Source organism: Kitasatospora sp. NPDC057936 (assembly GCF_042887525.1).
Lineage (GTDB): Bacteria > Actinomycetota > Actinomycetes > Streptomycetales > Streptomycetaceae > Kitasatospora.
The window spans coordinates 40,109-61,387 of sequence record NZ_JBHVPD010000021.1 but is presented as its reverse complement, the minus strand read 5'-3'; the positions used below and the strand labels follow the sequence as shown (position 1 = coordinate 61,387).

Annotated in this window: 21 protein-coding genes; 9 read left to right on the top strand and 12 right to left on the bottom strand. The window is 70.4% G+C overall.

Features of this window, described 5'->3' with window-relative positions; all coding sequences use genetic code 11:
• Positions 1-8: 8 nt before the first annotated feature.
• The 7 genes from ACFVU9_RS14275 (at position 9) to ACFVU9_RS14245 (ending at position 6,680) form a co-directional block, all read left to right on the top strand.
• On the top strand, positions 9-1,259 hold the full coding sequence (locus ACFVU9_RS14275; protein WP_380435626.1) for an MFS transporter: 1,251 nt from the start codon (positions 9-11) through the stop codon (positions 1,257-1,259).
• A 135-nt stretch (positions 1,260-1,394) separates the two neighbouring features.
• Positions 1,395-1,895, top strand: a complete 501-nt coding sequence (locus ACFVU9_RS14270) for a cobalamin-dependent protein (protein ID WP_387593335.1) — start codon at positions 1,395-1,397, stop codon at positions 1,893-1,895.
• Positions 1,896-1,908: 13 nt separating this feature from the next.
• Positions 1,909-3,171 (top strand): methylaspartate mutase, encoded by a 1,263-nt coding sequence (locus ACFVU9_RS14265; RefSeq protein WP_380435630.1) that lies wholly within the window; start codon positions 1,909-1,911, stop codon positions 3,169-3,171.
• Positions 3,122-3,679 carry a flavin reductase family protein gene (locus ACFVU9_RS14260; RefSeq protein ID WP_380435632.1) on the top strand — a complete coding sequence of 186 codons (558 nt, stop codon included), beginning with the start codon at positions 3,122-3,124 and terminating at the stop codon, positions 3,677-3,679. Before ACFVU9_RS14265 ends, ACFVU9_RS14260 begins: the two co-directional genes overlap by 50 nt.
• Positions 3,676-4,893, top strand: a complete 1,218-nt coding sequence (locus tag ACFVU9_RS14255) for an ATP-grasp domain-containing protein (RefSeq protein ID WP_380435634.1) — start codon at positions 3,676-3,678, stop codon at positions 4,891-4,893. Before ACFVU9_RS14260 ends, ACFVU9_RS14255 begins: the two co-directional genes overlap by 4 nt.
• 165 nt (positions 4,894-5,058) lie before the next feature.
• Entirely contained in the window at positions 5,059-6,111 is a 1,053-nt protein-coding gene (locus tag ACFVU9_RS14250) for an aspartate-semialdehyde dehydrogenase (RefSeq protein ID WP_380435636.1), read from the top strand.
• 416 nt (positions 6,112-6,527) lie between these two features.
• Positions 6,528-6,680: a hypothetical protein gene (locus tag ACFVU9_RS14245; RefSeq protein ID WP_380435638.1), complete on the top strand. Its 153-nt coding sequence runs from the start codon at positions 6,528-6,530 to the stop codon at positions 6,678-6,680.
• A gap of 17 nt (positions 6,681-6,697) precedes the next feature.
• On the opposite strand, the gene ACFVU9_RS14240 is transcribed toward ACFVU9_RS14245, so the two are convergent.
• On the bottom strand, positions 6,698-9,631 hold the full coding sequence (locus ACFVU9_RS14240; RefSeq protein ID WP_387593330.1) for a BTAD domain-containing putative transcriptional regulator: 2,934 nt from the start codon (positions 9,629-9,631) through the stop codon (positions 6,698-6,700).
• Between the two features lie 386 nt (positions 9,632-10,017).
• On the opposite strand from ACFVU9_RS14240, the gene ACFVU9_RS14235 reads away from it, so the two are divergent.
• Positions 10,018-10,206: a hypothetical protein gene (locus ACFVU9_RS14235; protein WP_387593327.1), complete on the top strand. Its 189-nt coding sequence runs from the start codon at positions 10,018-10,020 to the stop codon at positions 10,204-10,206.
• A 98-nt stretch (positions 10,207-10,304) separates the two neighbouring features.
• Here ACFVU9_RS14235 and ACFVU9_RS14230 read toward each other — a convergent pair whose 3' ends face one another.
• The 10 genes from ACFVU9_RS14230 to ACFVU9_RS14185 form a co-directional block, all read right to left on the bottom strand.
• Positions 10,305-11,057 carry a hypothetical protein gene (locus ACFVU9_RS14230; protein ID WP_387593325.1) on the bottom strand — a complete coding sequence of 251 codons (753 nt, stop codon included), beginning with the start codon at positions 11,055-11,057 and terminating at the stop codon, positions 10,305-10,307.
• Positions 11,058-11,343: 286 nt separating this feature from the next.
• On the bottom strand, positions 11,344-12,012 hold the full coding sequence (locus ACFVU9_RS14225; protein WP_380435648.1) for a response regulator: 669 nt from the start codon (positions 12,010-12,012) through the stop codon (positions 11,344-11,346).
• On the bottom strand, positions 11,964-13,322 hold the full coding sequence (locus ACFVU9_RS14220) for a histidine kinase (RefSeq protein ID WP_387593321.1): 1,359 nt from the start codon (positions 13,320-13,322) through the stop codon (positions 11,964-11,966). The genes ACFVU9_RS14225 and ACFVU9_RS14220 overlap by 49 nt, the downstream gene beginning before the upstream one ends.
• Before the next feature lies 1 nt (position 13,323).
• Positions 13,324-14,151, bottom strand: coding sequence for a CPBP family intramembrane glutamic endopeptidase (locus tag ACFVU9_RS14215; protein WP_387593319.1), 828 nt, complete (start codon positions 14,149-14,151; stop codon positions 13,324-13,326).
• A gap of 165 nt (positions 14,152-14,316) precedes the next feature.
• A complete protein-coding gene (locus ACFVU9_RS14210) occupies positions 14,317-14,880 on the bottom strand; it encodes a hypothetical protein (protein ID WP_380435654.1) in 564 nt (187 codons plus the stop codon).
• A 130-nt stretch (positions 14,881-15,010) separates the two neighbouring features.
• Positions 15,011-16,639, bottom strand: a complete 1,629-nt coding sequence (locus tag ACFVU9_RS14205; RefSeq protein ID WP_387593315.1) for an ABC transporter permease — start codon at positions 16,637-16,639, stop codon at positions 15,011-15,013.
• On the bottom strand, positions 16,633-17,532 hold the full coding sequence (locus tag ACFVU9_RS14200) for an ABC transporter ATP-binding protein (RefSeq protein WP_387593312.1): 900 nt from the start codon (positions 17,530-17,532) through the stop codon (positions 16,633-16,635). The genes ACFVU9_RS14205 and ACFVU9_RS14200 overlap by 7 nt, the downstream gene beginning before the upstream one ends.
• A gap of 245 nt (positions 17,533-17,777) precedes the next feature.
• Positions 17,778-18,350 carry a TrmH family RNA methyltransferase gene (locus ACFVU9_RS14195; RefSeq protein ID WP_380435660.1) on the bottom strand — a complete coding sequence of 191 codons (573 nt, stop codon included), beginning with the start codon at positions 18,348-18,350 and terminating at the stop codon, positions 17,778-17,780.
• Positions 18,347-18,991 carry a class I SAM-dependent methyltransferase gene (locus tag ACFVU9_RS14190; RefSeq protein ID WP_380435662.1) on the bottom strand — a complete coding sequence of 215 codons (645 nt, stop codon included), beginning with the start codon at positions 18,989-18,991 and terminating at the stop codon, positions 18,347-18,349. Before ACFVU9_RS14190 ends, ACFVU9_RS14195 begins: the two co-directional genes overlap by 4 nt.
• A gap of 163 nt (positions 18,992-19,154) precedes the next feature.
• Positions 19,155-19,622: a carboxymuconolactone decarboxylase family protein gene (locus tag ACFVU9_RS14185; protein WP_387593307.1), complete on the bottom strand. Its 468-nt coding sequence runs from the start codon at positions 19,620-19,622 to the stop codon at positions 19,155-19,157.
• 222 nt (positions 19,623-19,844) lie between these two features.
• Here ACFVU9_RS14185 and ACFVU9_RS14180 point away from each other — a divergent pair, with 222 nt between their 5' ends.
• Positions 19,845-20,042 carry a hypothetical protein gene (locus tag ACFVU9_RS14180; RefSeq protein ID WP_363650026.1) on the top strand — a complete coding sequence of 66 codons (198 nt, stop codon included), beginning with the start codon at positions 19,845-19,847 and terminating at the stop codon, positions 20,040-20,042.
• Positions 20,043-20,070: 28 nt separating this feature from the next.
• Here ACFVU9_RS14180 and ACFVU9_RS14175 read toward each other — a convergent pair.
• On the bottom strand, positions 20,071-21,279 hold a 1,209-nt coding region (locus tag ACFVU9_RS14175), incomplete at its 5' end, for a YbhN family protein (RefSeq protein ID WP_387593304.1).

Below are 21,279 nucleotides of genomic sequence, written 5' to 3'. Positions count from 1 at the left end.
GGAGAGAGATGTCGTCGCCAGTAAAGACCGTCACGCCGATTCCGGCAGTGGCGAAGCGCGCCGGCCGGCAACGCCCCCTCTTCCTGACCGGGGTCCTGCTGGTCGCCGTGGCAGAACAGGTCGTGGCCTTCGCCATTCCCCTGCTCGTCTTCCAGAAGACGAACGATGTCGGCTTCCTGGGCCTCGCCTATGCCATCGAATGGCTTCCGGCGTTGCTGGCCTATCCGTTCGCGGGGTTGATAGCCGACCGGGACGGGGGTCCCCGGCTGTTCTCCGTCGTCACCGCCGGCCGGTCGGTCGTTCTCGTCCTCGCCCTGGCCGGCTGCCTGCTGCTGTCGGACTGGCAGACCCCGATCCTGATGTCCTGCGGAGCGCTCCTCACCCTGCTCATGGCGCCGGTTCAGATGGCGATCGAGAAGGTCGTGCCACAAGTGGCCACGGGCGAGGACCTGCCGAAAACGCAGGGGCTGGTCCAGAGCATGGAGGTTTCGGCGATGGCCGTCGGCCCCGCGCTCGCGCTGCTGGGCGTGATGTTCTTCGACAAGACCATGCTCCTCGGCGTCGCCGGAGCGGTGTTCATGGCCGCTGCCTGCTGCTGGCTGCCGATACCCCGCGGACCGCGGGCCGCGAAGCCCGGCACCGCGAGGGAGACCATGGCCGAGCTCGGCCTGGGCTGGAAGCTTCTGGCCAGGAGCAGGCCGTTGGTCCTGCTGGCCGGTCTGAACTTCTCGATCAACCTGGTCTTCGGCACGGCGCTCAGCGCCAATGCGGCGTTGGTGACCGACGTGTTCGCCGGTCCGGAATCGGCATTCGCCCTCCTGAACGTCTGTATCGGCGTGGTCGGGCTGGTCAACCTGTTGGCCATCCCGTTCCTGCTGCGCTTGTTCAGCGTCAGGGTGGTCGGGGTGGTCGGACTCGCCGTCCTGTGTGCCTGTCTGGTGGTGCTCGGCTTCGCGCCGTCGCTGCTGATCTACGGTCCGGCTCTCGTCATGGCGATGGTCGGGGTGACCTACTTCAACGTCTACAACCGCACCCAGCGGATCAGGGTGATCGCACCGGAGCACCTGGGCAAGGTCATGGGGCCGTTCTACATGATCAATCTCCTGGCGGCACCGCTCGGTGGACTGCTGCTGGCCGGCCTCGGCTCCAGTCTCGGGCCGCAGTCGCTGATCGCGGTTTCCGCGATCGCGCTGAGTGGAGTCGCCGCTGTCCTGTTCCCGCTGACGATGCGTTCCTTCCATCGCGCATTGAACAGCTAGGCGACGTCCAGCCGCCGGCTGCAGCCATCGATCGGGATCTCCGCGGTCGCGCTTGATGGGGTCGGCTCATTTCATTCGTTGCTGACGGTATGTTCGCTCAGTTTCGCACTTTCCACATAGGAGAAAGCCCGTACCATGAGCATTGGGGAAGGCGGAGTATTTCGCTGCCTGCTGACCACTGTCGAATCCGACTCGCATTTCTGGAACCTCATCTTTCTGGAGAAGTTCATTGCCGAGAACGGCGGGGAGGTTCGCAATCTGGGCGGCTGCACGCCCGCGGACCTGGTCGTCAAGGAGGTCAACGACTTTCAGCCGGATCTGCTCGTGGTTTCCAGCGTCAACGGTCATGGCTACTACGGCACCAGCGTCGTGCTGACGGAGCTCAAGCGCGCCGGCGTCAACGTTCCTTGCGTTGCGGGCGGCAAACTCACCACGGCACCGTCGGACAATGACCGGGTGCGCCGGGAATTGCTCTCCCAGGGCTGCACCGACGTCTTCCTGGGCGAGAATGCCGTCGATCGCTTCCGGGAATTCCTGGCTTTCGGCGCCCGTTACGGGTTCGCTGCCTGGCAGCCCGGCATTCCGGTGGTCGCGCCGTGGGACGGGTACGCCGCCAGCCTGTCCGTGGCCCAGTAGCATGTCCGGCTACATGGATCGGTTCATCGCCGACGCTCGCCGACGTGAAACCCTGGTGGTGCAGCCCCGGATGGGGTTCGGCAATATCGCCACGATGCGCGCGGGCCTGCGCGACGTACATGACCTCGATATCCCGGTCGTCGGAACCATCACCGTCGACAGCTATACCCGCGTCGGCGACCATGTGAGCTCGATCGAGCGGCTGCGGGCGGGGGAGGAACTCAACGGGTACCCCATCGTCTCCCACCCGGTGGAAGAAACCCGAGAAATGCTCGCCGGACTGTACGGGCCCGGGTTCCCCATTCAAGTCCGGCACGGCACTGCCCTGCCGTTGCGGGTGATCGAGAGCTTGGTGCTCGCCGGCCTGGACACGACGGAGGGCGGGCCGGTCTCCTACTGCATGCCGTACAGCCGTCTCCCGCTCGAGCATGCGGTGTCGGCGTGGGCCGAGAGTTGCCGCTACCTCGTCGGCGAGGTGGAGCACGGGCACATCGAGAGCTTCGGAGGGTGCCTGCTGGGGCAGTTGTGCCCGCCGTCGCTGCTGATCGCCATGACGGTGCTCGAAGGACTGTTCTTCGCACAGCACGGCGTGCGGTCCATGTCGCTGAGCTACGCCCAGGGGACGCACGACGATCAGGACAGAGCGGCTGTGCGCGTGCTGCGGGCATTGGCGCAGGAATATCTTCCTTCGGTCACGTGGCATGTCGTCCTCTACACCTACATGGGGCTGTTCCCGAGTACTCCTGACGGTGCCACGGAGCTGATTCGCAGCAGCGCGCGGCTGGCCCGTGATACGCGCTGTGAACGCCTCATCGTGAAAACGGTGTCCGAGGCGTGGCAGATACCGAGCGTGGCGGAGAACCTGGACGCGCTGCGGGTGGCATCCGCTGCCGCCGGTGGGCCGCCGGCAGCTGCCGTCCCGCAGGAAAAGGAATACTTCGATGAAATAATGGAAGAAGCCCGATGCTTGATCGAAGGAGTCCTCAATCTGGACGCCGACGTTGGCGCGGCGCTGACCCGTGCCTTCGCGTTGGGATTGCTCGACATTCCCTTTTGTCTGCACGCCGATAACCAGAACAGGACAACGTGTGTGCTGGACGATCAGGGTGCTCTCAAGTGGGGCGACATTGGGAATCTACCATTCCGGGGATCGGTGCGGCAGAATGCGAGGGGGCAGCTCCAGTCGAGCGAGCTCTATCGCATGTTGAATCATGTCGCCCATCGCTATGACCACGGTCAGCCAAACAGAGAGAAGGGCGATGATGGAAAGTTCTGACCGCTTCAGGGAACTCTTCGGTTCCTTTCCCTCCCCGGTCGCAATCGTGACTGCGATGGGTGCGGGCAACACCCCGTTCGGTTTCACCAGCAATGCGGTGTGCGCGGTGTCGGCCGCGACGCCATCGCTACTGATTTCGGTGGGTGCGGGCTCGCGGACGCTGCCGGCGATCGTCGCCTCGCAGGCGTTCGCGGTGAACTTCCTCTCGGTGGAAGGCCAGGCGGCATCGGAGCTGTTCGCGAGCAAGGCAACCGACAAGTTCGCGCACGTGGATTGGGAGCCCTCCGCCCTCGCGGCAGGGGCGCCGCTCCTGACGGACATCGCCCTGGGCTACGCCGAGTGCCGGATCGTCAGCACCACCCGTGCTGACGACCACTGGCTCTTCATCGCCCGGGTGGAAGGCACCGCTGTCTTCCCCCGCGTCCCGCTGATGTATCGCCGCGGCGAATACAGCGCCTGGTCGTCTCACCACGACGCGTCGCTGCCCGTGTTGGAGGGAGCCCTGTGAAGAAGCTCCTTCTCATCGGGGTCGGCCAGATGGGTCGGCCGTACGTCGCCGCCGCAGGTCGACTCGGGGTGAGCGTCCATGCTGTCGAGGCGGCCTCCCGTGCCGATCGGGTGACGGGAACGGCGAGTGTGGCGCAGGCCCGGGGCGAGCTCGACGAGCACTGGATGGAGGGTGCCTGCCTCGCCCTTCAGGACGGCCCGTTCGACGGCGTCATCGCCTTCAACGAGCCCCAGGTCATCGCCGCGGCCATGATCCAGGATCGGTTCGGTCTCCCCGGGCCGTCCTTGCACGCCGCGACGGCTTCTCGGAACAAGGCGCTGCAACGAGCGCTGTTCACCGCGGCCGGGATCACTCAGCCGGCGTACACCGTGACCGACTCCCTCGCCGAGGAGATGGCCTGGGCCGCCGAGCGCTGGCCGGTGATCGTCAAGCCGCTGTCCTCCGCCGGCAGCGCCGGTGTGGAACTGGTGACCGATGCCGAGAGCTTCCGTGCCGTGGCGCAGGCCCGCGCCGGTGAGCGGGTCATCGTGGAGGAGGCGATCGACGGCCCGGAGTACAGCTGGGAGGCACTGGTCCGCGACGGCGAGGTGTGGTTTGCCAACGTCACCGCCAAGGAGACCACCGGGCCGCCCCAGTTCGTCGAGGTGGGTCATCGCACCGGCGTACACCTGCCGGAACCGAGTGCCAGGCAGGTAGCCGATACCGGTGCCCGGGTGCTGCGCGCCATGGGGATACGGACCGGCTTGGTGCACATGGAGTTCCGCCTCTCCGCCGCTGGGCCGGTTCCCATCGAGGTTGCGGTCCGGACTCCAGGCGACTATCTGATGGATCTCCTCGGTGCCACGTACGGCATCGACTGGTACGAGATGGTGGTCCGGATGGCGGTGGGGATGCCGCTGCCCCAGCCGCCGGTCGGCCCGTTCCGGCATGCCGCCAGCATCTTCACGATCTCGGAACCGGGTGTGGTGCAGGACATCCGCGGTCTGGACGCAGTGCGAAGTCACCCGTCGGTGCTCCAGGCGGGCGTGGAGGTCGAGCCCGGGGACACGGTCCTGGCGGTGCGGAGTTCGGGTCATCGGACGGGCGAGGTCGTGCTGGCCGCTCCGTCCTCCCCCGAGCTCGAGAGTGCCATCGCGTTCGTCCAGCAGACACTGGTCGTTACCACCGTTTCGCCGCATTCCGCGCAGACCAACACCGCTGTAAACGACGTGTAACCCTGAATAGCCGAAAGGCTTTCCAGTGCTGCCATCAAGCCGTAGTTGTAACAGACGGTGCGGCTTGATGGCATGCTCCGTCGCGAATCATGACCCACAGGACATTGACCGCCGCTGTTCTTACGAGTGACCAGTTCGAACCCAAGACAAGAAAGTAGGGAAGTCATGACCACCCACGGTCTCCGAGTCGGCGTAGTGGGCGCGACCGGGCAAGTCGGAGTAGTGATCCGCAGCATCCTTCGACAGCGTGCTTTCCCGATCGGACAGCTGCGCTTCTTTGCCTCCGCGAAATCGGCGGGTGTGCGGCTTCCATGGGGCGACGACAGCATCGTGGTGGAAAACGCCGAAACGGCAGACCCATCCGGCCTGGACGTCGTCATCTTCTCCGCCGGAGGAGCGACAGCACTGCAACTGGCACCCCGGTTCGCGGCGGCCGGAGCCGTCGTCATCGACAACTCCTCGGCGTTCCGGATGGATCCCGATGTGCCGCTGGTGGTCAGTGAGGTCAACCCGGAAGCCGTGTCCGAGGCGCGACGCGGCATCATAGCCAATCCCAACTGCACGACGATGGCCGCGATGCCAGTGATCAAGCCGTTGCATGACGAGGCTGGTCTGGTGCGGCTCACCGTGAGCACCTACCAAGCGGTGTCCGGCGGCGGGGTCGCCGGAGTGGAAGAGCTCAGGTCTCAGGTGAGCGGAGTGATCGACCGAGCAGCCGGCTTGGCGATCGACGGGGCGGCGGTGGACTTCCCGCCTCCGGTGAAATTCGCCAGGACCATCGCCTTCAACGCCGTGCCGATGGCCGGTTCGATTGTGACCGACGGATCCGCCGAGACCGACGAGGAGCAGAAGCTGCGCAATGAGAGCAGGAAGATTCTCGGCCTGCCGTCTCTGCGTGTCGCCGGGACCTGTGTCCGGGTCCCGGTCTTTACCGGCCATTCCCTCGCGGTGCATGCGGAGTTCGCCCGTCCTATCTCCGCTGAACGCGCATCCGTGTTGCTTGAGCACGCCCCTGGTGTCCAGCTGTCCGACATTCCGACCCCGCTCCAAGCCTGCGGCCAGGACGCTAGTTTCGTGGGCAGGATTCGCCAGGATCAGAGCGTCGAGGAGGGGCGTGGCCTCATACTCTTCATCAGCAACGACAACCTGCGAAAGGGTGCGGCCCTCAACGCGGTCCAACTCGCCGAGCTGGTCGCGGCGAACTTGCTCAACGCGTAGTAGGGCGTAGAGCGCCACACCGCGCAGGGTCTGGCTCAGGGCTTCGGCGTAGTTCTGTGCCGTCCGGTTCGTGACGGTCTGCCGGCTTGAGGGGGCCGGGAGCGCAACAGGCACGGGCTTCCAAGATCATGGAGTTCTCGACGCCCCGTGATCCGACTGGAAGCCGTGCCTGCCGAGGCATCGTCTCCGATCCCTCCCTGATCCACTGCTGCCCCGGCGTCTCCCGCCGGCCGAGACCCACTCGTGAGCGGCCCCTCCGCATCCCGGGGAAGCCTCAACCAGGTGCTTCCCTCCAAGGTATGCAGGCGGGAACGTTCCGGGATCGGCCTGCGACACCATCACGGATGTCGAACACGGACACGGATACAATGCCACGCGGCGCCTTATCCGCCCGTATGCTCACAGGGGGACGGACCATGCACACCAAGCTGATCAGACTGACTGGAATCCTGGCGGCTGCCATCCTGGCGCTCGGGCTCGGCGCGACCGTGCAGGTCGCCGCAACCGGCCAGTCAGCCGGGCAGCAGATCCTCGCGGACAACAAGGGGCCGGCAACCTCCACGCCATGAGGTCCGCGCCACCTTCCTCAATGACTGCGGCCGGCCTCCGGAATCTCCATGAGGTCGAACAACTCGGCTGCTGCCAGATGGTTCTTCCCAGCCGTCGCGCCGTCGCCAAGTCCCGCGGCCGCTTGGGCCAGACCCAGGTACGCGGATGCCTGCTCAGAGCGGAATTGGATGGCCGAGGCGACCTCAAGCGCGTGGGCGTGCAGCGCCGTCGCCGATGTGTACCGCCCTTGTGCGGTATGCAGCCGACCGAGGATGTTCTCGGCCTTCGCCTGGCGGACCGGCGTACCACCGGACCGTGCGAGGATCTGGGCACGTTCCGCGAGCTCGGACACCGCGTCACTGTCGCCGAGACGGTGCGCTACCTCGGCGGACAGAGCCAGCACCAGGGCGACATCGCCCTGGGGCGCGCTCTCGTCGCACAACTCGCGGGCCCGTCGCAGACTCGCCTCGGCATCCACGTACTGACCCATGCCCAGCTGGGCGAAAGCCAGATCGGCCAGAGCCATGGTCTCGTTGACCGGGTTCGCGGTGTCCCGCTCCAGCTCAAGGGCCCGGAGGGCGGACGCCGCGGCCTCCGGATAGCGGCCCCATCGTGCGTACAGCGAGCTGAGATTCGTCTGAGTCTCCGCTTCAGCGCGGGCGGTGCCAAGTTCCCTGGCCAGTTCGACCGCGTGCTCCAACAGGGGAAGGGCCTTGTTGTACCGCCCCAGCATCGACATGAGCAGCCCGAGAGTGGACTCACTGTTCGCCTCGGCGTCACGGTCGCCGAGGCGTACCGCGATCTCGCGTCCCTCGCGGGCGACGTTGATGCCCTCCTCGAAGTAGCCGAGCTTCCAGCAAGCGGCGCCAAGACTGGACAGGCTGATACTCAACAGGACCGGATCGTCGAGCCGGCGCGCGGCTTGGACCGCGAGGCGGCCGAGTGCTCGGAACTCTTCGAAATGACCACCCGCGTTCAGATGGAAGACCAGGTCGCGGACCAGCCAGCCGGTGTGCCGGTCGTAGCCGAGCCGATCGGCCAGGTCCACGACCGCCAGCAGCCGCTGATGTTCGCGACGGAACCAGAGGCTGACGATCTTCTCTTCCGTCAGTTCCGGGAGCTCTCCCTGATACGGAGGGATCCCGGTTGAGCGGGCGGTACGGCCTGGGAACAGTACGTCGCAGGCCACGTTGGTGGCTGTCAGGTAGTAGCTGAGCAACCGCTGGACGGCGTCCGCGTCGGTCTGTTCCGTCATCGGTCCGTGCTGGCCCTGGGCGAAGCTGCGGACGAGGTCGTGGAAGGTGTACTCGCCCAATCCGGGCTGTTGGAGCAGATGTACGTCGAGCAGAAGCTCCAGAATGTCCTCGGCGTCCCGGACATCGGTGTCGAGCAGCGCGGCCGCCGAGTGTGCGTCGATGCCATCACCGGGGTGCAACCCGAGGACGCGGAACGCGGCGCGGTGCCTGTTGTCCATGGCCAGATATGACAACTGAAGCGTCACTGCGACGCTGCGTTCGCCCGAGCTCAGCTCGTCCATCCGGCGGCTCTCGTCCTGCAGTCGCTCGACGAGATGCCGCACGGTCCACCGGGGCCGGTTGCGCAGCCGTGCGGTGGCGATACGCAGCGCCAGGGGGAGATGGCCGCACAGCTCGGCGAGCTCGGCGGCCGCCTCCGGTTCGGCTTGCACACGGGCCGGGCCCAGCGTCCGTGCCACCAGCGTGGCACTGTCCTCGGGGGGCATCAGCCCCAGGGAGATCCACTCGATGCCGTCGAGGTCGAGCAACCGCACCCGGCTGGTGATGAGCACAAGGCAGCCGGGGGGAGCCGCCAACAGCGGCTGGATTTGAGCGGCGTCGGAGGCGTTGTCGAGGAGTAGTAGCATCCGGCGCCCCGCCAGTGCGGACCCCCATGTGGCGGTGCGGCCAGGCAGGTCCTCGGGTATCTGCTCGCTCGGCGTACCGATCGCGCGCAGCAGGATGTCCAGTGCTGTCGATGCCGGTATGGGGAGCTGCTCACCAGGGGTGAACCCGCGCAGGTCCACATAGAGTTGCCCGTCGGGGAACTCCTCGGTCAGCTGGTGAGCGGCGCGTACGGCCAATGAGGTCTTGCCGGCGCCGCCCATCCCGTCGATGGCTACGACCCGCGCGCCGTGCTCATCCGGCAATCTCTCGGCCCGGACCCGGCTGAGCAGGATTGCCAGCTCCTTGGCCCGGCCCGTGAAATCCGGCAGCGCATACGGCAGTGTGGAGACCGGACCGCGTTGCTCGGCCGGCATTCCGGAGACGGCGGCGGGCGGCCCACCCTGCGGGGCTGTCAGCTCCGGACCCTCCCGCAGGATCCCCTCGTGCAGCTTGACCAGTCGAGACCCCGGATCGATGCCGAGCTCGTCGGCGAGCAACTCGCGTACCTTCCCGTACTCCTCCAGGGCGTCCGCCTGTCGTCCCGAGCGGTACAGGGCGAGCATGAGTTGGCCGCGCAGCGTCTCACGCAAGGGGTGTGCATCGACGAGTGCCCGCAGACTCGCGACAAGCTCGCTGCTTGCGCCGAGCTCGAGGCGCAGTTCGTGGAGCTGTTCGGCTGCGGTGAGACGGCGCTCCTCCAGCGCAGTTGCCGCGCGGCAGATCACCGGGCCGCCCTCACCCGCGAGGACGGGTCCCCGCCACAGATCGAGAGCACCCTGCAGCTCTGCGCAGGCATCGGTCAGCCTCCCGACGCCCATGGCTTGTGCCGCTGTCTGGATCCGTGCGTTGAAGTCGAGAAGATCGAGTTGGCTGACCGACGTGATCACCCGGTAGCCCGGGCCGTCCGTGCTGATCATCTCTCGACCGGACGGCAGGCGTCGGCGGAGATCGGCGACGGCCTTGCGCACCTGGTGCGACGCAGTCGCAGGAGGGTCCTCCGCCCAGACGGCCTCGACCAGTCTGGCAATCGGTACTACCCGCCCGGGTTCGAGGAGCAGGGTGGCCAGCACTCGCTCTTGGATGGTTCCGCCGAGACGCACTCGTATGCCGCCGGCCCATACCTCAAGCGAGCCGAGTACATGGAACCGGAGTTCCTGTACGGACGGAAACCCATCCTTTCCCGAGTCTGCGACTGTCATCGATCCTCTATCGCCCATCAGAATACCCAAGGTCAAAGGCTTGGTTTGGGGATCATAAGCCATCTGCCGCGCTGGTCAACAGCACCTTAGGCCCAGGTGAGAGCGTCCGCCTTGGGACGGACAACGGCGGGCAGGAGGGTGGCAGAGGTGCTCACGGTTGGACGGATCCCTTCGTTGAGCTGCGGTCTTCCCGACATGCGTACTTTGGCATGTGACATGCCGAAGTGCGTAGTCGATTTTCGGCAAGGACGTCTGCCGTGGGCGACATCGCGATGGTGGCCGACGGCCAGTGGGGAGTCGGCGCACAGCCCGACCAGTGGCCGGACGAGGAGACGGTGGAGCGCCGGGTCGCCGAAGGCCGGTGGGTGGAGCTGACGATGGAGGAGCCGGCCCGCGCGGTGGGCCCCCGCGCCGAAGAGGGCCACCGCGACGAGAATCAGAGCTGACCGCTCAACGTCGGGCCCCGTTGTGGGCGCCGAGGTCGAGGGTGCAGCGGCCATCAGCCCGAAAGCTGACCGGAGCCGAGCCCGCTGCATTCCTTGAGCTACGTGATCTTGTCACGGAAGCGCTGAGTGCGGACCTGGGTGAGGTTGGTTGGCGTCGCGTCTGGCCGGCCTGTCTCGCCAGGGCCGCGGGTCTCCGAGGTACTACGCCTGAAACTGCCGAACCGGAACTCACTGGCCTCGCACGGAGCCGACGGGCGATTTTTGCCATCGATGGTCTTGAGGACCTGTTTCAACAGTTCAGTAACGATGCTGTTCAGCAGCGTGCTCTGAGGGCGCTCTTGACCGGTTGCCCCGAATGGCTTTGCTCGATTCGAGGGCGCCCGCTGGGCCTGGTGGCGTTCATCCGGCGCGACCTTGTGCTCAACTCCGTTCAGCAGAACGCCCAGCAGTTCCTGGACCGTCATCGCGCGTGCGAGCTGCAGATTCAGGCTCGCGACATCGTCGTCTTCCCAGGTGACGGGGCCGAGGACTCTGTGGGCGACCTGAAGCGCTGGTCGGATCGACTGCTGACGCCGCCGGCGATGTGCCGAGCCCTTCCGACCTGCAGCGCGCACAAGATCGCCGCCATGGAGCTGGAGAACGCTCCGGTCGGCAAGCTGTTCCGCGATCGGCGAGACCTGCCGGATGAAGTTCGCAAAGTCCCCTTCGCGCTGGAGTCCGTTCAGCTGGAGCCGGCGGATACTCGACTGCTCGAAGCCAGTGGCGTGCTCTTTCGCGAGAACGATCGGTATTGGATTCCCGAGATATATCGCCACGGGCTCAAATTCGGGGTCAGCGGTGGGGCCGGCCAAGAGTGGTGCCGATTACCAAGCTCATTCGCGATTGCGATGGCACCTGAACGCTTCTGGGCTGTAAGGGAGAGGGCACCCGGCGTTTCGTGGGGCCCTCTCTCGGGTGGCCTTTCCGGCGGTTGGCTTCCATCGGCCGATTGGCGCATTGTGGGAATCGGACAAGACGTTCCGCCAATCGGGGCCCCTTTCGGTTGGTTGAGTGATCGTGAGGGCTTCGGGGTGAAAGCGGGGAGGGGAGGCCCCGGCGCCGGTTGGTGGCTGGGGCGGCTTCCGCGCGGTCGGACGGTCAGGACGGTTGGGTGATCCGTTCGGCGTTCTTGAGGTAGGCGAGGACCGCGAGGACGCGGCGGTTGTCGTCGGCGGAGGCCTCGATGCCGAGCTTGGCGAAGATGTTGGCCGTGTGCTTGGCCACCGCGCTCTCGCTGATGTGCAGGGTGTGCATGATGGCGGCGTTGGAGCGGCCCTCGGCCATGAGTTCGAGGACGTCGTGTTCGCGCGGGGTGAGGGCGGCGGTGGTGCCGCGGGCGTCGCTGCGGGCGAGGAGCTTGGCGATGACCTGGGGGTCCATGACGGTGCCGCCGGCGGCGACCGTGCGGACGGCGGCGACGAACTGGGCGGTGTGGGTGACGCGGTCCTTGAGGAGGTAGCCGATGGCGCCCCGGCCGCCGGCGAGCAGCTCGTGGGCGTAGAGCTGGTCGACGTACTGGGACAGGATCAGCACCGGCAGGCCGGGGCGGGCGCGGCGGGCTTCGAGGGTGGCCTTGAGGCCCTCGTCGGTGAACGTCGGGGGCAGGCGGATGTCGACGACCGCGACGTCGGGTTCGTGTTCGCGGAGGGCGCGCAGGAGTTCGGGGCTGTTGTCGACGGCGGCGACGACCTCGAACCCGTGGTCCTGGAGGGTCCGGATCAGGCCGTCCCGGAGGAGGAAGAGGTCTTCGGCGATGACGACGCGCACGGTATCTCCAGGGTGGCGGTGGTCGGCCCGCCGGGCGGGCTCTGCAGGGCGAGGGTTCCGTCGAAGCTGCCGATCCTGCGCCGGATGCCGTGCAGGCCGCCGCCGCGGGCGGGGTCGGCGCCGCCGTGGCCGTCGTCGGTGACGGTGACGCGTAGGACGCCGTCGGTGTGGACGAGACGGATGCGGACCTCGTGGGCGTCCGCGTGTTTGCCGGCGTTGGCGAGCAGTTCGGCGACGGCGAAGTAGGCGGCGGACTCGACGGGGGTCGGGAGGCGGCCGGGCAGGCCGTTCTCGACGAGGACGTCGAGGTGGCTGTCGAGGGCGAGGGAGCGGACGGCGTCGCCGAGGCCCCGGTCGGTGAGGATCGGCGGGTGGATGCCGTGGACGAGGTCGCGGAGGTCCTGCAGGGCGCGGGCGGAGGCGGCCCGGACGTCGAGGAGGAGCTCGCGGCCGGCCCGCGGGTCGGTGTCGAGGAGGCGGGTGGCCCGGTCGAGGGTGAGGCCGAGGGCGACCAGCCGGGCCTGGGCGCCGTCGTGCAGGTCCCGCTCGATGCGCTGGAGTTCGGCGGCCTGGGCGTCGAGGGCGTCGGCCCGGGTACCGGTGAGGTGTTCGATGCGGCGGACGAGTTCTGCGGTGCGCGGTGCGGAGAGCATGCGCCGGCTCCAGGTGGCGTGGAGGTCGAGGGTGGCGGGGGCGAGGAGGAGTCCGGCCGCGATCGACCCGAGGCCGAGGCCGGCGGCGGCCAGCATCGTGGCGGTGGACTCGACGGGGACGAAGGCGTACCAGTTGTCGGGGCCGAGACGGCGCCAGACGAACGGCTGGACGAGTACGCCGAACAGCCCGAAGTCGACGAGCGCGAGCGGGCCGGCCACGAGCAGCCCGCCGACCAGCGGCTCCAGCCAGGCCCACCGGAGGTCGTGCCAGAAGCCGTCGTCGCCGAGGACACGGGCCGCCCCGGTCCGGCGGCCGGTGCCGTGGCCGCCGAGCGGTCCGGGCGGGCTGATGGGTGTGCCGCTCCACCGGGTGGTCCAGGACCGGTACCGGTCGGAGAGCGTGCGCAGGGCCGCCGCGGCGCGCGGCAGCAGCGGGAGGCCCGCGCCGACGGGGAGCAGCAGGAGCGCGCCCACGACGAGCGAGCCGGTCGCGGAGACGAGGAGGCCGTTCAGCGAGAGCAGTTGGCAGCGGCCGAGGGCGGTCGCGCGGTCGACGAGCGGGCGCACCGCCCCCCGAGCCGTCAGCACGTGCTCTCCCCCGGATCGTCGGTCGGCGCCGATGTCGGCCCGCATGTCGGCCCGCGTGTCGGCGCGCATGTCAGCGGGCCCCGTCCGCGATCGGCAGGATATCGGCCGTCAGTTCACGGATGACCCACGGGACGGCCGTGACCAGGGCGGCCAGGCCGAACAGCACCATGGACAGGTCGGCGTCGGCGGCCGGAGCGCTGCCGGAGCCGTCGTCCATGAACAGCAGCATGCCCAGGTTGACCAGGGTGTGGAAGCCGCCCGCGAGCAGGAGGCGGTTGGCTCCGGCGCGCTCCAGGCCGAGCCCGAGGACGACCGACATCGCCACGGTGGCCAGCAGGAACCCGGCCGCGTAGGCCGGGTCCTGGCCGAAGACCTGCACGTGCCACGCGCCCCAGAGCAGCCCGACCGCGACCGAGGACGTGAACGGGCCGAACCTCGTCCGCAGGAGCGGCTGGAGCAGGCAGCGCCACCCGATCTCCTCCCCGCACGCGCCGACCAGCTGCGCCGCCACGATGAGTGCGAACGGGCTGCCCAGCGTGCCCGGATCGGTGACCCGGAGGACGCCCTCCACCCACGTGTACGCGCCGGCGCCCAGCGCGATGATCAGCACGGCGCTGAGCAGCAGCCCGGCGCCGCGGGCGTGGCGCCGGGCCGTCGACCCCGCCGGGTCGACGGCCCGGCGGGCGGGCAGGGCACCGGAGAGCCGGCGCCGGATCCGGGACGGCCACAGCAGGGCCACCGCCGCCACCCCGAGGGCGGGACCGAACTGCGTCAGCTGGATGACCACCGTCGGTATGCCGGTGGCGGGTTGGGCCGCACCGAGGGCCCCCGCCGCGAGGAACGCGACGGCGAGGAACACGCCCGCCTCCGCCTTCCACGCCACCTTGCCCGCTGTCACTGCCTTCTCCGTCCGCATGTCGTACGCCCCCTGGGTGATCGTCGTCCTGTGTGCCGTACGGGCCTCCGAGCGGCCCGTACCTCTCGGAGACGACGATTCCGGTGCGTGGACCGGAGGCCATTGCGTGCAGCTGTCCGGCCGGGGTGCAGCCAGCTGCACCCCCGCTCAGCCGCGGAGGGTGTAGCCGCCTCGGAACACCCACGAGTCGGGTGCGGTGGCCCGGCACTTGGCGCCCCGGGCCGGGGCGCTGTAGTCGAGCGCGTCGGCGCCCGCCCAGCCGACCCGCTGCTCCCCGCTCGCGTCGGCGGGGTAGAAGGTGAGGCCGGTCTCGGGGTGCCAGGTGCTCGGGGCGGGCTTCGGCTCCTCCTGGCCCGCGGGGACGGTGAAGTGGAGCGACTCGATCGGGCCGGTCACGGTGACGGCGCCGTCGGCGCCGGTGACGAGGCAGTCGACGGCGATCTCGGCCCGCACGGCCGACTTGTCGGGGAAGACGTGCTGGACGGTGGCGTGGCCGCGCGCGTCGTGGCCGGTGGTGGTGCGGGCGTCGACCTGTGCGGTGAACCGTTCGTTCGGGAGGGGCCCGGGGCCGCGGTAGTTGAGGAGCGTCCAGGCGTGCAGGTGCTGGTGGCGCGGGTGGGCGGCCTCGGCGGCCTGGGCCGGGGCGGTGGTCACCGCGGCGACGGCGGCCGCGGCGGTGGTGAGCGCGAGGCCGGCGATGAGCTTGCGCATGGTCGTTCCTCCGGATCGGTGAGGGGAACGGGACTCGCTCCCCTCGGCACGTCAAAGATCCCTGGATGGAATGGACTTGGGCCTCCACCCCGAGGACGGACCGCCTCCCCCGCGCGGGGGAACCGCCCGCTCACCGGGTGGACTCCCGTATCGCCTCCAGGGCGAGCGCGCCCAGGGCGAGGGCGGCCGCGGTGGCGGCGACGGCGGCCGGGGCGGGGCCGCGATCCGGGTCGACACCGAGGAAGTCGAGCCCGGCGAGGTGGTTGACCATGCCGTACCAGAGCATCGGGTAGAGCGACTGGAACAGCCGCGGGCCGCGGGTGACGCTGCCGCAGAGCAGCGCCAGGGCGGGCACCAGCAGCACCCCGGCGAGCGCGGCCGCGACGGCCCGGAACTGCCCGGCGGCGAGCAGCCGGGCGATCGGGACGGCGGCGACGGCGAGTGCCAGGACGACCCCGGCGAGCAGGCCGGCCAGCAGCCGACGGGCGGGGGCCGGGCAGGCGGCGAGCAGCTCGCCGACGCTGCCGCCGTCCGTCCGGTGGCCCATCCGGGACCAGAGCAGCACCGGCCAGAGCATCGCGAACGGCAGCACCGCGTGGGTCGGGCCGTCGGGCCGGGTGACGGCTGCGAGCAGGGCGAGTCCGAGCGTGCCGGCCCACCACAGGCGCCGGCCCTGGACGAGCACGCGCAACTCGCCGGCGGTGGCGGCGAGCAGGGTGCCGCCGGCCCGGGAGGGCGCCGTTTCCGCCGGGGTCATCCGGGCCGGGTCGAGGTCGAACGCGGCCGGTCCGGAGGCAGTAGGACCGGACGCGGGCGCGCCGGGGGAGGCAGGGGAGCCGGGTGAGGCGGGGCAGCCCGGGGACCCGGCCTGCCGGGCGGGCCGCCGGACGGGCGACGCGGCCCGGTCGAAGCGGTGGAACCAGGCCGCCCCGGCCAGCGCGAGCGCCACCGCGACGGCCGCCGTCAGCCCGGCGTGGCCGAGCAGCCCGCCCGCCTCGCCCGGACCGAGTCCGGGCCAGTCGAAGCTGCCGCGCACCCGGTTGTCCGCCGTGAGCCCGACCCCGAACTCGACCGTCTCCGCGGGGTAGCCGCTCGCCGCGATGACGCTGCGGATCGAGGCCGTGATCAGGCGCATGCCCAGCAGGTCGTACCCGCGGCTCGCCTGCGCGCCGAGGACGCCGGTCAGCCAGAGCACGGACCAGAGGAGCATGCCGGGGCCGTCGCGCAGCCCTGGCACGGTGTCGAAGAGCACCGCGCACCCGGCGACCGCCGCCAGCAGCGGCAGGGTGATCAGCACGTACGGCAGCAGCAGCCGCACGACGTCCACGTCGTCGGAGTCGCCCTTGAGCAGCTGCACGGCGAGCGCCGTCCCGGCGAGGGCGAGCAGCATCGAGCCGAGGACCAGCAGGTTGCTGAGGAACTTGCCCGCCAGGTAGGCGAGTCGGCTGAGCGGGGTGGCGGCGAGGACCTGGCCGACGCCGGTGCGCTCGTCCCGCGCGACCGTGCCGCGGGTGATGCCGAAGCCCGCCAGCGAGAGCCAGACGGCCCCGCCGAGCGCCGTCACGGTGCCGACGTAGCCGCTGGTGTAGCGGCCGAGGTGATCGCTGACCTGGAAGACCTGCCAGCGGGAGTCGCCGACCGGCGCGGCGAGCAGCCCGAGGCCGAGCGTGCCGAGCAGGACGGCCAGGTAGCCCGGCCGGCGCCGCCGTTCGCGGAAGTCGGCGAGCGCGAGGGCGCGGACGGCGCCGGCCGTCACCATGCCGCCACCCCCTCGGCGACCGGCGTGGCGGGGCCGGCGGCGAGCAGCAGGTACGCGTCGTCGAGCCGGGGCTCGACGGGCTCGGCCTGCGGGGCCGGCCGCTCGGGGGCGAGGACCCTGACCCGGACACCCCGAGGGGTGCGTGTGGTGCCGCCGAGGAGGAACCGCGAGCGCAGCAGCGGGAGTCGGGCCGGATCGACGGTCAGCTCCCAGACCCGGCCCGCGGCCGTCCGGAGCAGCCCCTCCGGGGTGTCGTGGTGCAGCAGCCGGCCGCCGCCCATGACGGCGATCCGGTCGGCGGTGGCGGCCACGTCGGAGACGATGTGGGTGGACAGGACGACGATCCGCTCGGCGCCGAGCCCGGTGAGCAGGCCGCCGAAGCGCAGCCGCTCCTCCGGGTCGAGGCCGACGGTGGGCTCGTCGACGATCAGCAGCTTCGGGTCGTTGAGCAGCGCCTGGGCGATGCCGACCCGCTGGCGCATCCCGCCGGACATCGCGCCGAGCCGCTGCTCGGCGGCGCCGGACAGGTTGACCAGGGCGAGCAGTTCGTCGATCCGGGCCCGGGCCGAGCGCCGCCGCAGGCCCTTGGCGGCGGCCAGGTAGCCGAGGAACTCCCGGGCCGTCAGCTGCGGGTAGACGCCGAAGTCCTGCGGCAGGTACCCGACCGTGCGGCGCAGCGGGCCGGGCCGCCGGGCGATGTCGGTGCCCTCCCAGAGCACCTGCCCGGAGGTGGGCCGGGTGACGGTGGCGAGGATCCGCATCAGGCTGGACTTCCCGGCGCCGTTGGCGCCCAGCAGGCCGAGGACGCCGGGCCGCAAGGTCAGCGAGAAGGAGTCGACGGCGCGCCTGCCGCCGCCGTAGTCCTTGGTCAGGTCGTGGATCCTGAGCTCCAACGCTCGGCCCCCCGGTGCGTGCGGCCGGGCGTCGCACGCTTGGTCGTTGCACGCCGGCCCGGCAGTCGGCGTCTTCCTGACCGCCATGCTTCCGCCGCGCCGCGCACCCGCGCATCTGCCGTTCGGGAGATATCGGAGGGCTTTCGTGCGCCGCAACACCCCGAAAACGCCTGGTGGGTGTGCCGATCGGCACACCCACCAGGCGTTCGAGCGGAACCCCCGAGTGGAGCGCGGGGTCCGCAGAGCTACTCGTCGTCGAGCCCGCCGACGTCCTCGCTGCCGTCCGGGGTGCCGCTGATCGCGTACCCCTGCCGGCGCGCCTCGTAGCAGGCCACCGTCGCGGCGGCCGAGACGTTCAGCGAGCCGACCCGGCCCAGCTGCGGCACGAACACGACCTGGTCGCAGATCGCCAGCGCCTCCGGCGTGATCCCGCGGTCCTCGTGGCCGAGGACGAAGGCCACCGCCGGCGTCAGCTCGGCCGCGAACATCGGCACCGCGTCGTCCGCCAGCTCCAGGCCGACCACCTTGAAGCCGTCCGCCTTCGCCGCCGCGACCGCCTCGGCGACGGTCGGGAAGTGCTCGACCTTCAGGTACTTGTCGGTCCCCATCGCGGCCTTCTGCGCGCCGGACGAGCGCACCGACGGGGTGTCCCCGGTCAGGTACAGCTTCTCGGCGCCCATCGCCGCGCCGGTCCGCACGACCGAGCCGACGTTGAACGGGGACTGCAGGTTCTCCAGGATCAGCGCGAGCCGGAACTCGTTGCTGCGCCGCCACGAGCGGTGCAGGCGCTTCAGTTCGGTCCCGCGGAGCTGCTTCACGACGTCGTACCTCGTCCACTCTCGGAGCCCTCGCCCGTCTCCGGGCGGGGCCGCGCTTCCAGAATCCGGAACCCGTTGACCGACGCGATCCGGGAGGTCGGGTAGCCCTGCTCGGTCAGCCACTTCTGCAGCGAGTCCGAGCCCAGGTGCTTCTGCACGACCAGGAACGCCGAACCGTCGGGGGTCAGCCGGCCGAGCCAGTGCGTCAGCAGCCGGCGCAGCGCGGCCTTGCCGATCCGGATCGGCGGGTTCGAGTAGATGGTGGCGAACCGGAGGTCCTCCGGGACGTCGTCCGGCAGCGCGGCCTGGACGTTGCCCAGCCCCAGCGCCCCGGCGTTCAGCCGGACCAGCTCCAGCGCGCGCTCGTTGACGTCCACCGCCCAGACCGGGAGGCGCTTGCGCCGGGTCGCCCAGGTGAGCGCGATCGGGCCGTAGCCGCAGCCGACGTCCAGGATCGGGCCGCGCACGCGCGGCTGCGGGGCGTGCTCCAGCAGGATCCGGGTGCCGGGGTCGAGCCGGCCGCGCGAGAACACCCCGGCGTCGGTGGTCAGTTCGAGGGTGAGGTCCGGCAGGGAGACCGTGATCGGCCGGCGCTCGCTGGCGACCTCGGGCGCACCCGTGAAGTAGTGCGAGCCGGACATGTGCTTCCCCGTCGTTCGTGTGGGCCTCGGGGCCACCGGGTGGGTGCGGGTAAGCCCTGGTACGGCACCGATCGTACCCCCGGCGGCCCCGGCCGCGTTCTGTCCGGCCGGGGCGCGGACCGGGGCGCGGGCGCAGGCGCGGGCCGGGGCCGGTGCCGTGGCCCTAGAGGGTGCCGGGGGTCTTGCGGGTGGTCACGTTGATCCGGTTCCAGGTGTTGATCGTGAAGCAGACCGACATCAGGTGGGCCAGCTCCTCCTCCTCGAAGAGCGCGGCGGCCCGCGCGTACACGGCGTCCGAGACGCCGCCGCCGATCGCGGTGATCTCCTCGGCCAGCGCGAGGGCGGCGCGCTCGCGCTCGGTGTAGACGCCGGCCGGGGCGTCGTGCCACACCGGGAGGAGGTAGATCCGCTCGTCGGTCTCCCCGGCCTTGCGGGCGTCCTTGACGTGCATGTCCAGGCAGTAGGCGCAGCCGTTCAGCTGCGAGGTGCGCAGCTGCACCAGCTCGACCAGGGCCGGGTCCAGGCCCTCGCGGGCGGCGGCGTCCAGGGCGATCATCGCGCGGAACACCTTGGGGACGGTGCGGGCGTAGTCGAGGCGGGCCGGGGCTGCGGTGATCTCGTTCGTCGTCATGACTACGACTCTAGGGACGGAATGCACCACGGGAATGGGTCATTCGATCACCGGATTCGTGGGTCAATCGCGGGTTGCGGGCCGGTCCGGGCAACACGCCGGAACCGGGCCGGCACTTCGCGTCCGGGGGCCCGGCGGCGGATACTGCCAGTACTGCCCAGCACCGCCCGCGCACCGCCACCCGGCGCTCGTGGGAGCCTCCGAACAGCGAGGACGGACGCCATGCCGCAGAACCACGAGGACTACCTCATCGACGAGGCCGTCGAGACCGTCGAACCCGACGACGAGGCGCCCGAGGGCGACGAGTACGACGAGGTCGCCGAACGCCGGGCCCTCGGCGCCGACCCCGCCACCGACCTCGCGGACGCCGCCGAGCAGAGCCGAGTGGTCCAGCTCGACGAGGACGAGTACCGGGAGTAGCGGCCGTGGCACGCCGGCCGCCGCGGGCTCACAGGGCGCGGCGCCGCTGCAGCCAGGCGAACGCCGCCCAGCCCGGCAGGACGGGCAGGATCAGCGTCAGGCACCGGTAGAGCACGACGGCCGCCACCGCGCCGCCCTGCTCCATCGACGCGGCCGACTGCAGCAGGGCCCCCAGGGCCCCGTCCATCACACCCGCCCCGCCCGGGGTCGGCGCCGCGTTGCCGATCGGGCTGCCGATGAGGAACACCACCGCGACCGCCGCGAACGACGGCTCCTGGCCCACCGCACGGGCCGAGCAGTACAGGCAGGCGGTCAGGCACATCGATACCATCAGCTGCCCGGTCACCCCGACCGCCAGCCGTCCCGGGTTGCGCAGCAGCTCCAGCAGCCGCGGCAGCACCTCCGCCGTCAGCGGCCGCAGCCGCGCCGCCAGCCACCGCCGAGCCGGCGGCACCGCCGACACCGCGGCCAGCAGCACCGCCGCCCCCGCGAGGCCGCCGGCGACGGCGGGCAGCGCGTCCAGCTCCGAGCCGCCGGGCTCCTGGCCGAGCAGGTAGACGAACGCGCCCAGCTGGAGCAGGTGCAGCACCAGCCCGATCAACTGACCGACGCCGACGCTGGACAGCGCCTGCGCGGTCGGGATCCCGGCCTGCTGCAGCAGCCGGGTGTTCAGTGCGACGCCGCCGACGCCGCCCGGCGACACCAGCTTCGCGAAGGACCCGGCGACCTGCGCGAGCACGGCGTTGCGGAAGTCCAGCCGCTCCGGCACGAAGCCGACGAACCCCATCGCCGCGGTGACGTGGCTCGTCGCGGCGGCGAGGACGGCCAGCAGCAGCCAGAGCGGATCGGCGTCGGCCACGGCGGCGATCGGGTTCCGCTCCGCCGAGAACAGCTGCGGGATCAGCAGCCACCCGGCCACCACCCCGCCCGCCACCGCGAGCAGCGTCCGCGGCCGCAACCGCTCCAGCTTCACCGGCCGCACGGCCGCCTGCGGCCGCAACCGCAGGACCTCGGCCCGGATCCCGTCCAGGAGGTCCGGCGCCTTGGCCTCGGCGGTCGGCCCGTCGGCGGGCCCGCTGGAGGCCGGCTGGGCGGTCCCGGGGCGGCTCCCGGCGGCAGCCTCGGTGGGGGAGGCGGCCGTCTGTGAGGTGGTCGGCCCGTCGGCGTCGGGGTGGGTGGTGGTGTGGGGCGTGCCGGTGGCGGTAGGGGGCGCGGCCGTTTGTGGGGCGGCAGGGCC

Coding starts and splice junctions, on each gene's coding strand:
- ACFVU9_RS14265 (WP_380435630.1), top strand. CDS start 1,909: ATGGATCGGTTCATCGCCGACGCTCGCCGACGTGAAACCCTGGTGGTG.
- ACFVU9_RS14210 (WP_380435654.1), bottom strand. CDS start 14,880: ATGCGCAAGCTCATCGCCGGCCTCGCGCTCACCACCGCCGCGGCCGCC.
- ACFVU9_RS14275 (WP_380435626.1), top strand. CDS start 9: ATGTCGTCGCCAGTAAAGACCGTCACGCCGATTCCGGCAGTGGCGAAG.
- ACFVU9_RS14205 (WP_387593315.1), bottom strand. CDS start 16,639: ATGGTGACGGCCGGCGCCGTCCGCGCCCTCGCGCTCGCCGACTTCCGC.
- ACFVU9_RS14245 (WP_380435638.1), top strand. CDS start 6,528: ATGCACACCAAGCTGATCAGACTGACTGGAATCCTGGCGGCTGCCATC.
- ACFVU9_RS14250 (WP_380435636.1), top strand. CDS start 5,059: ATGACCACCCACGGTCTCCGAGTCGGCGTAGTGGGCGCGACCGGGCAA.
- ACFVU9_RS14260 (WP_380435632.1), top strand. CDS start 3,122: ATGACCACGGTCAGCCAAACAGAGAGAAGGGCGATGATGGAAAGTTCT.
- ACFVU9_RS14185 (WP_387593307.1), bottom strand. CDS start 19,622: ATGACGACGAACGAGATCACCGCAGCCCCGGCCCGCCTCGACTACGCC.
- ACFVU9_RS14190 (WP_380435662.1), bottom strand. CDS start 18,991: ATGTCCGGCTCGCACTACTTCACGGGTGCGCCCGAGGTCGCCAGCGAG.
- ACFVU9_RS14270 (WP_387593335.1), top strand. CDS start 1,395: ATGAGCATTGGGGAAGGCGGAGTATTTCGCTGCCTGCTGACCACTGTC.
- ACFVU9_RS14180 (WP_363650026.1), top strand. CDS start 19,845: ATGCCGCAGAACCACGAGGACTACCTCATCGACGAGGCCGTCGAGACC.
- ACFVU9_RS14220 (WP_387593321.1), bottom strand. CDS start 13,322: ATGCGCGCCGACACGCGGGCCGACATGCGGGCCGACATCGGCGCCGAC.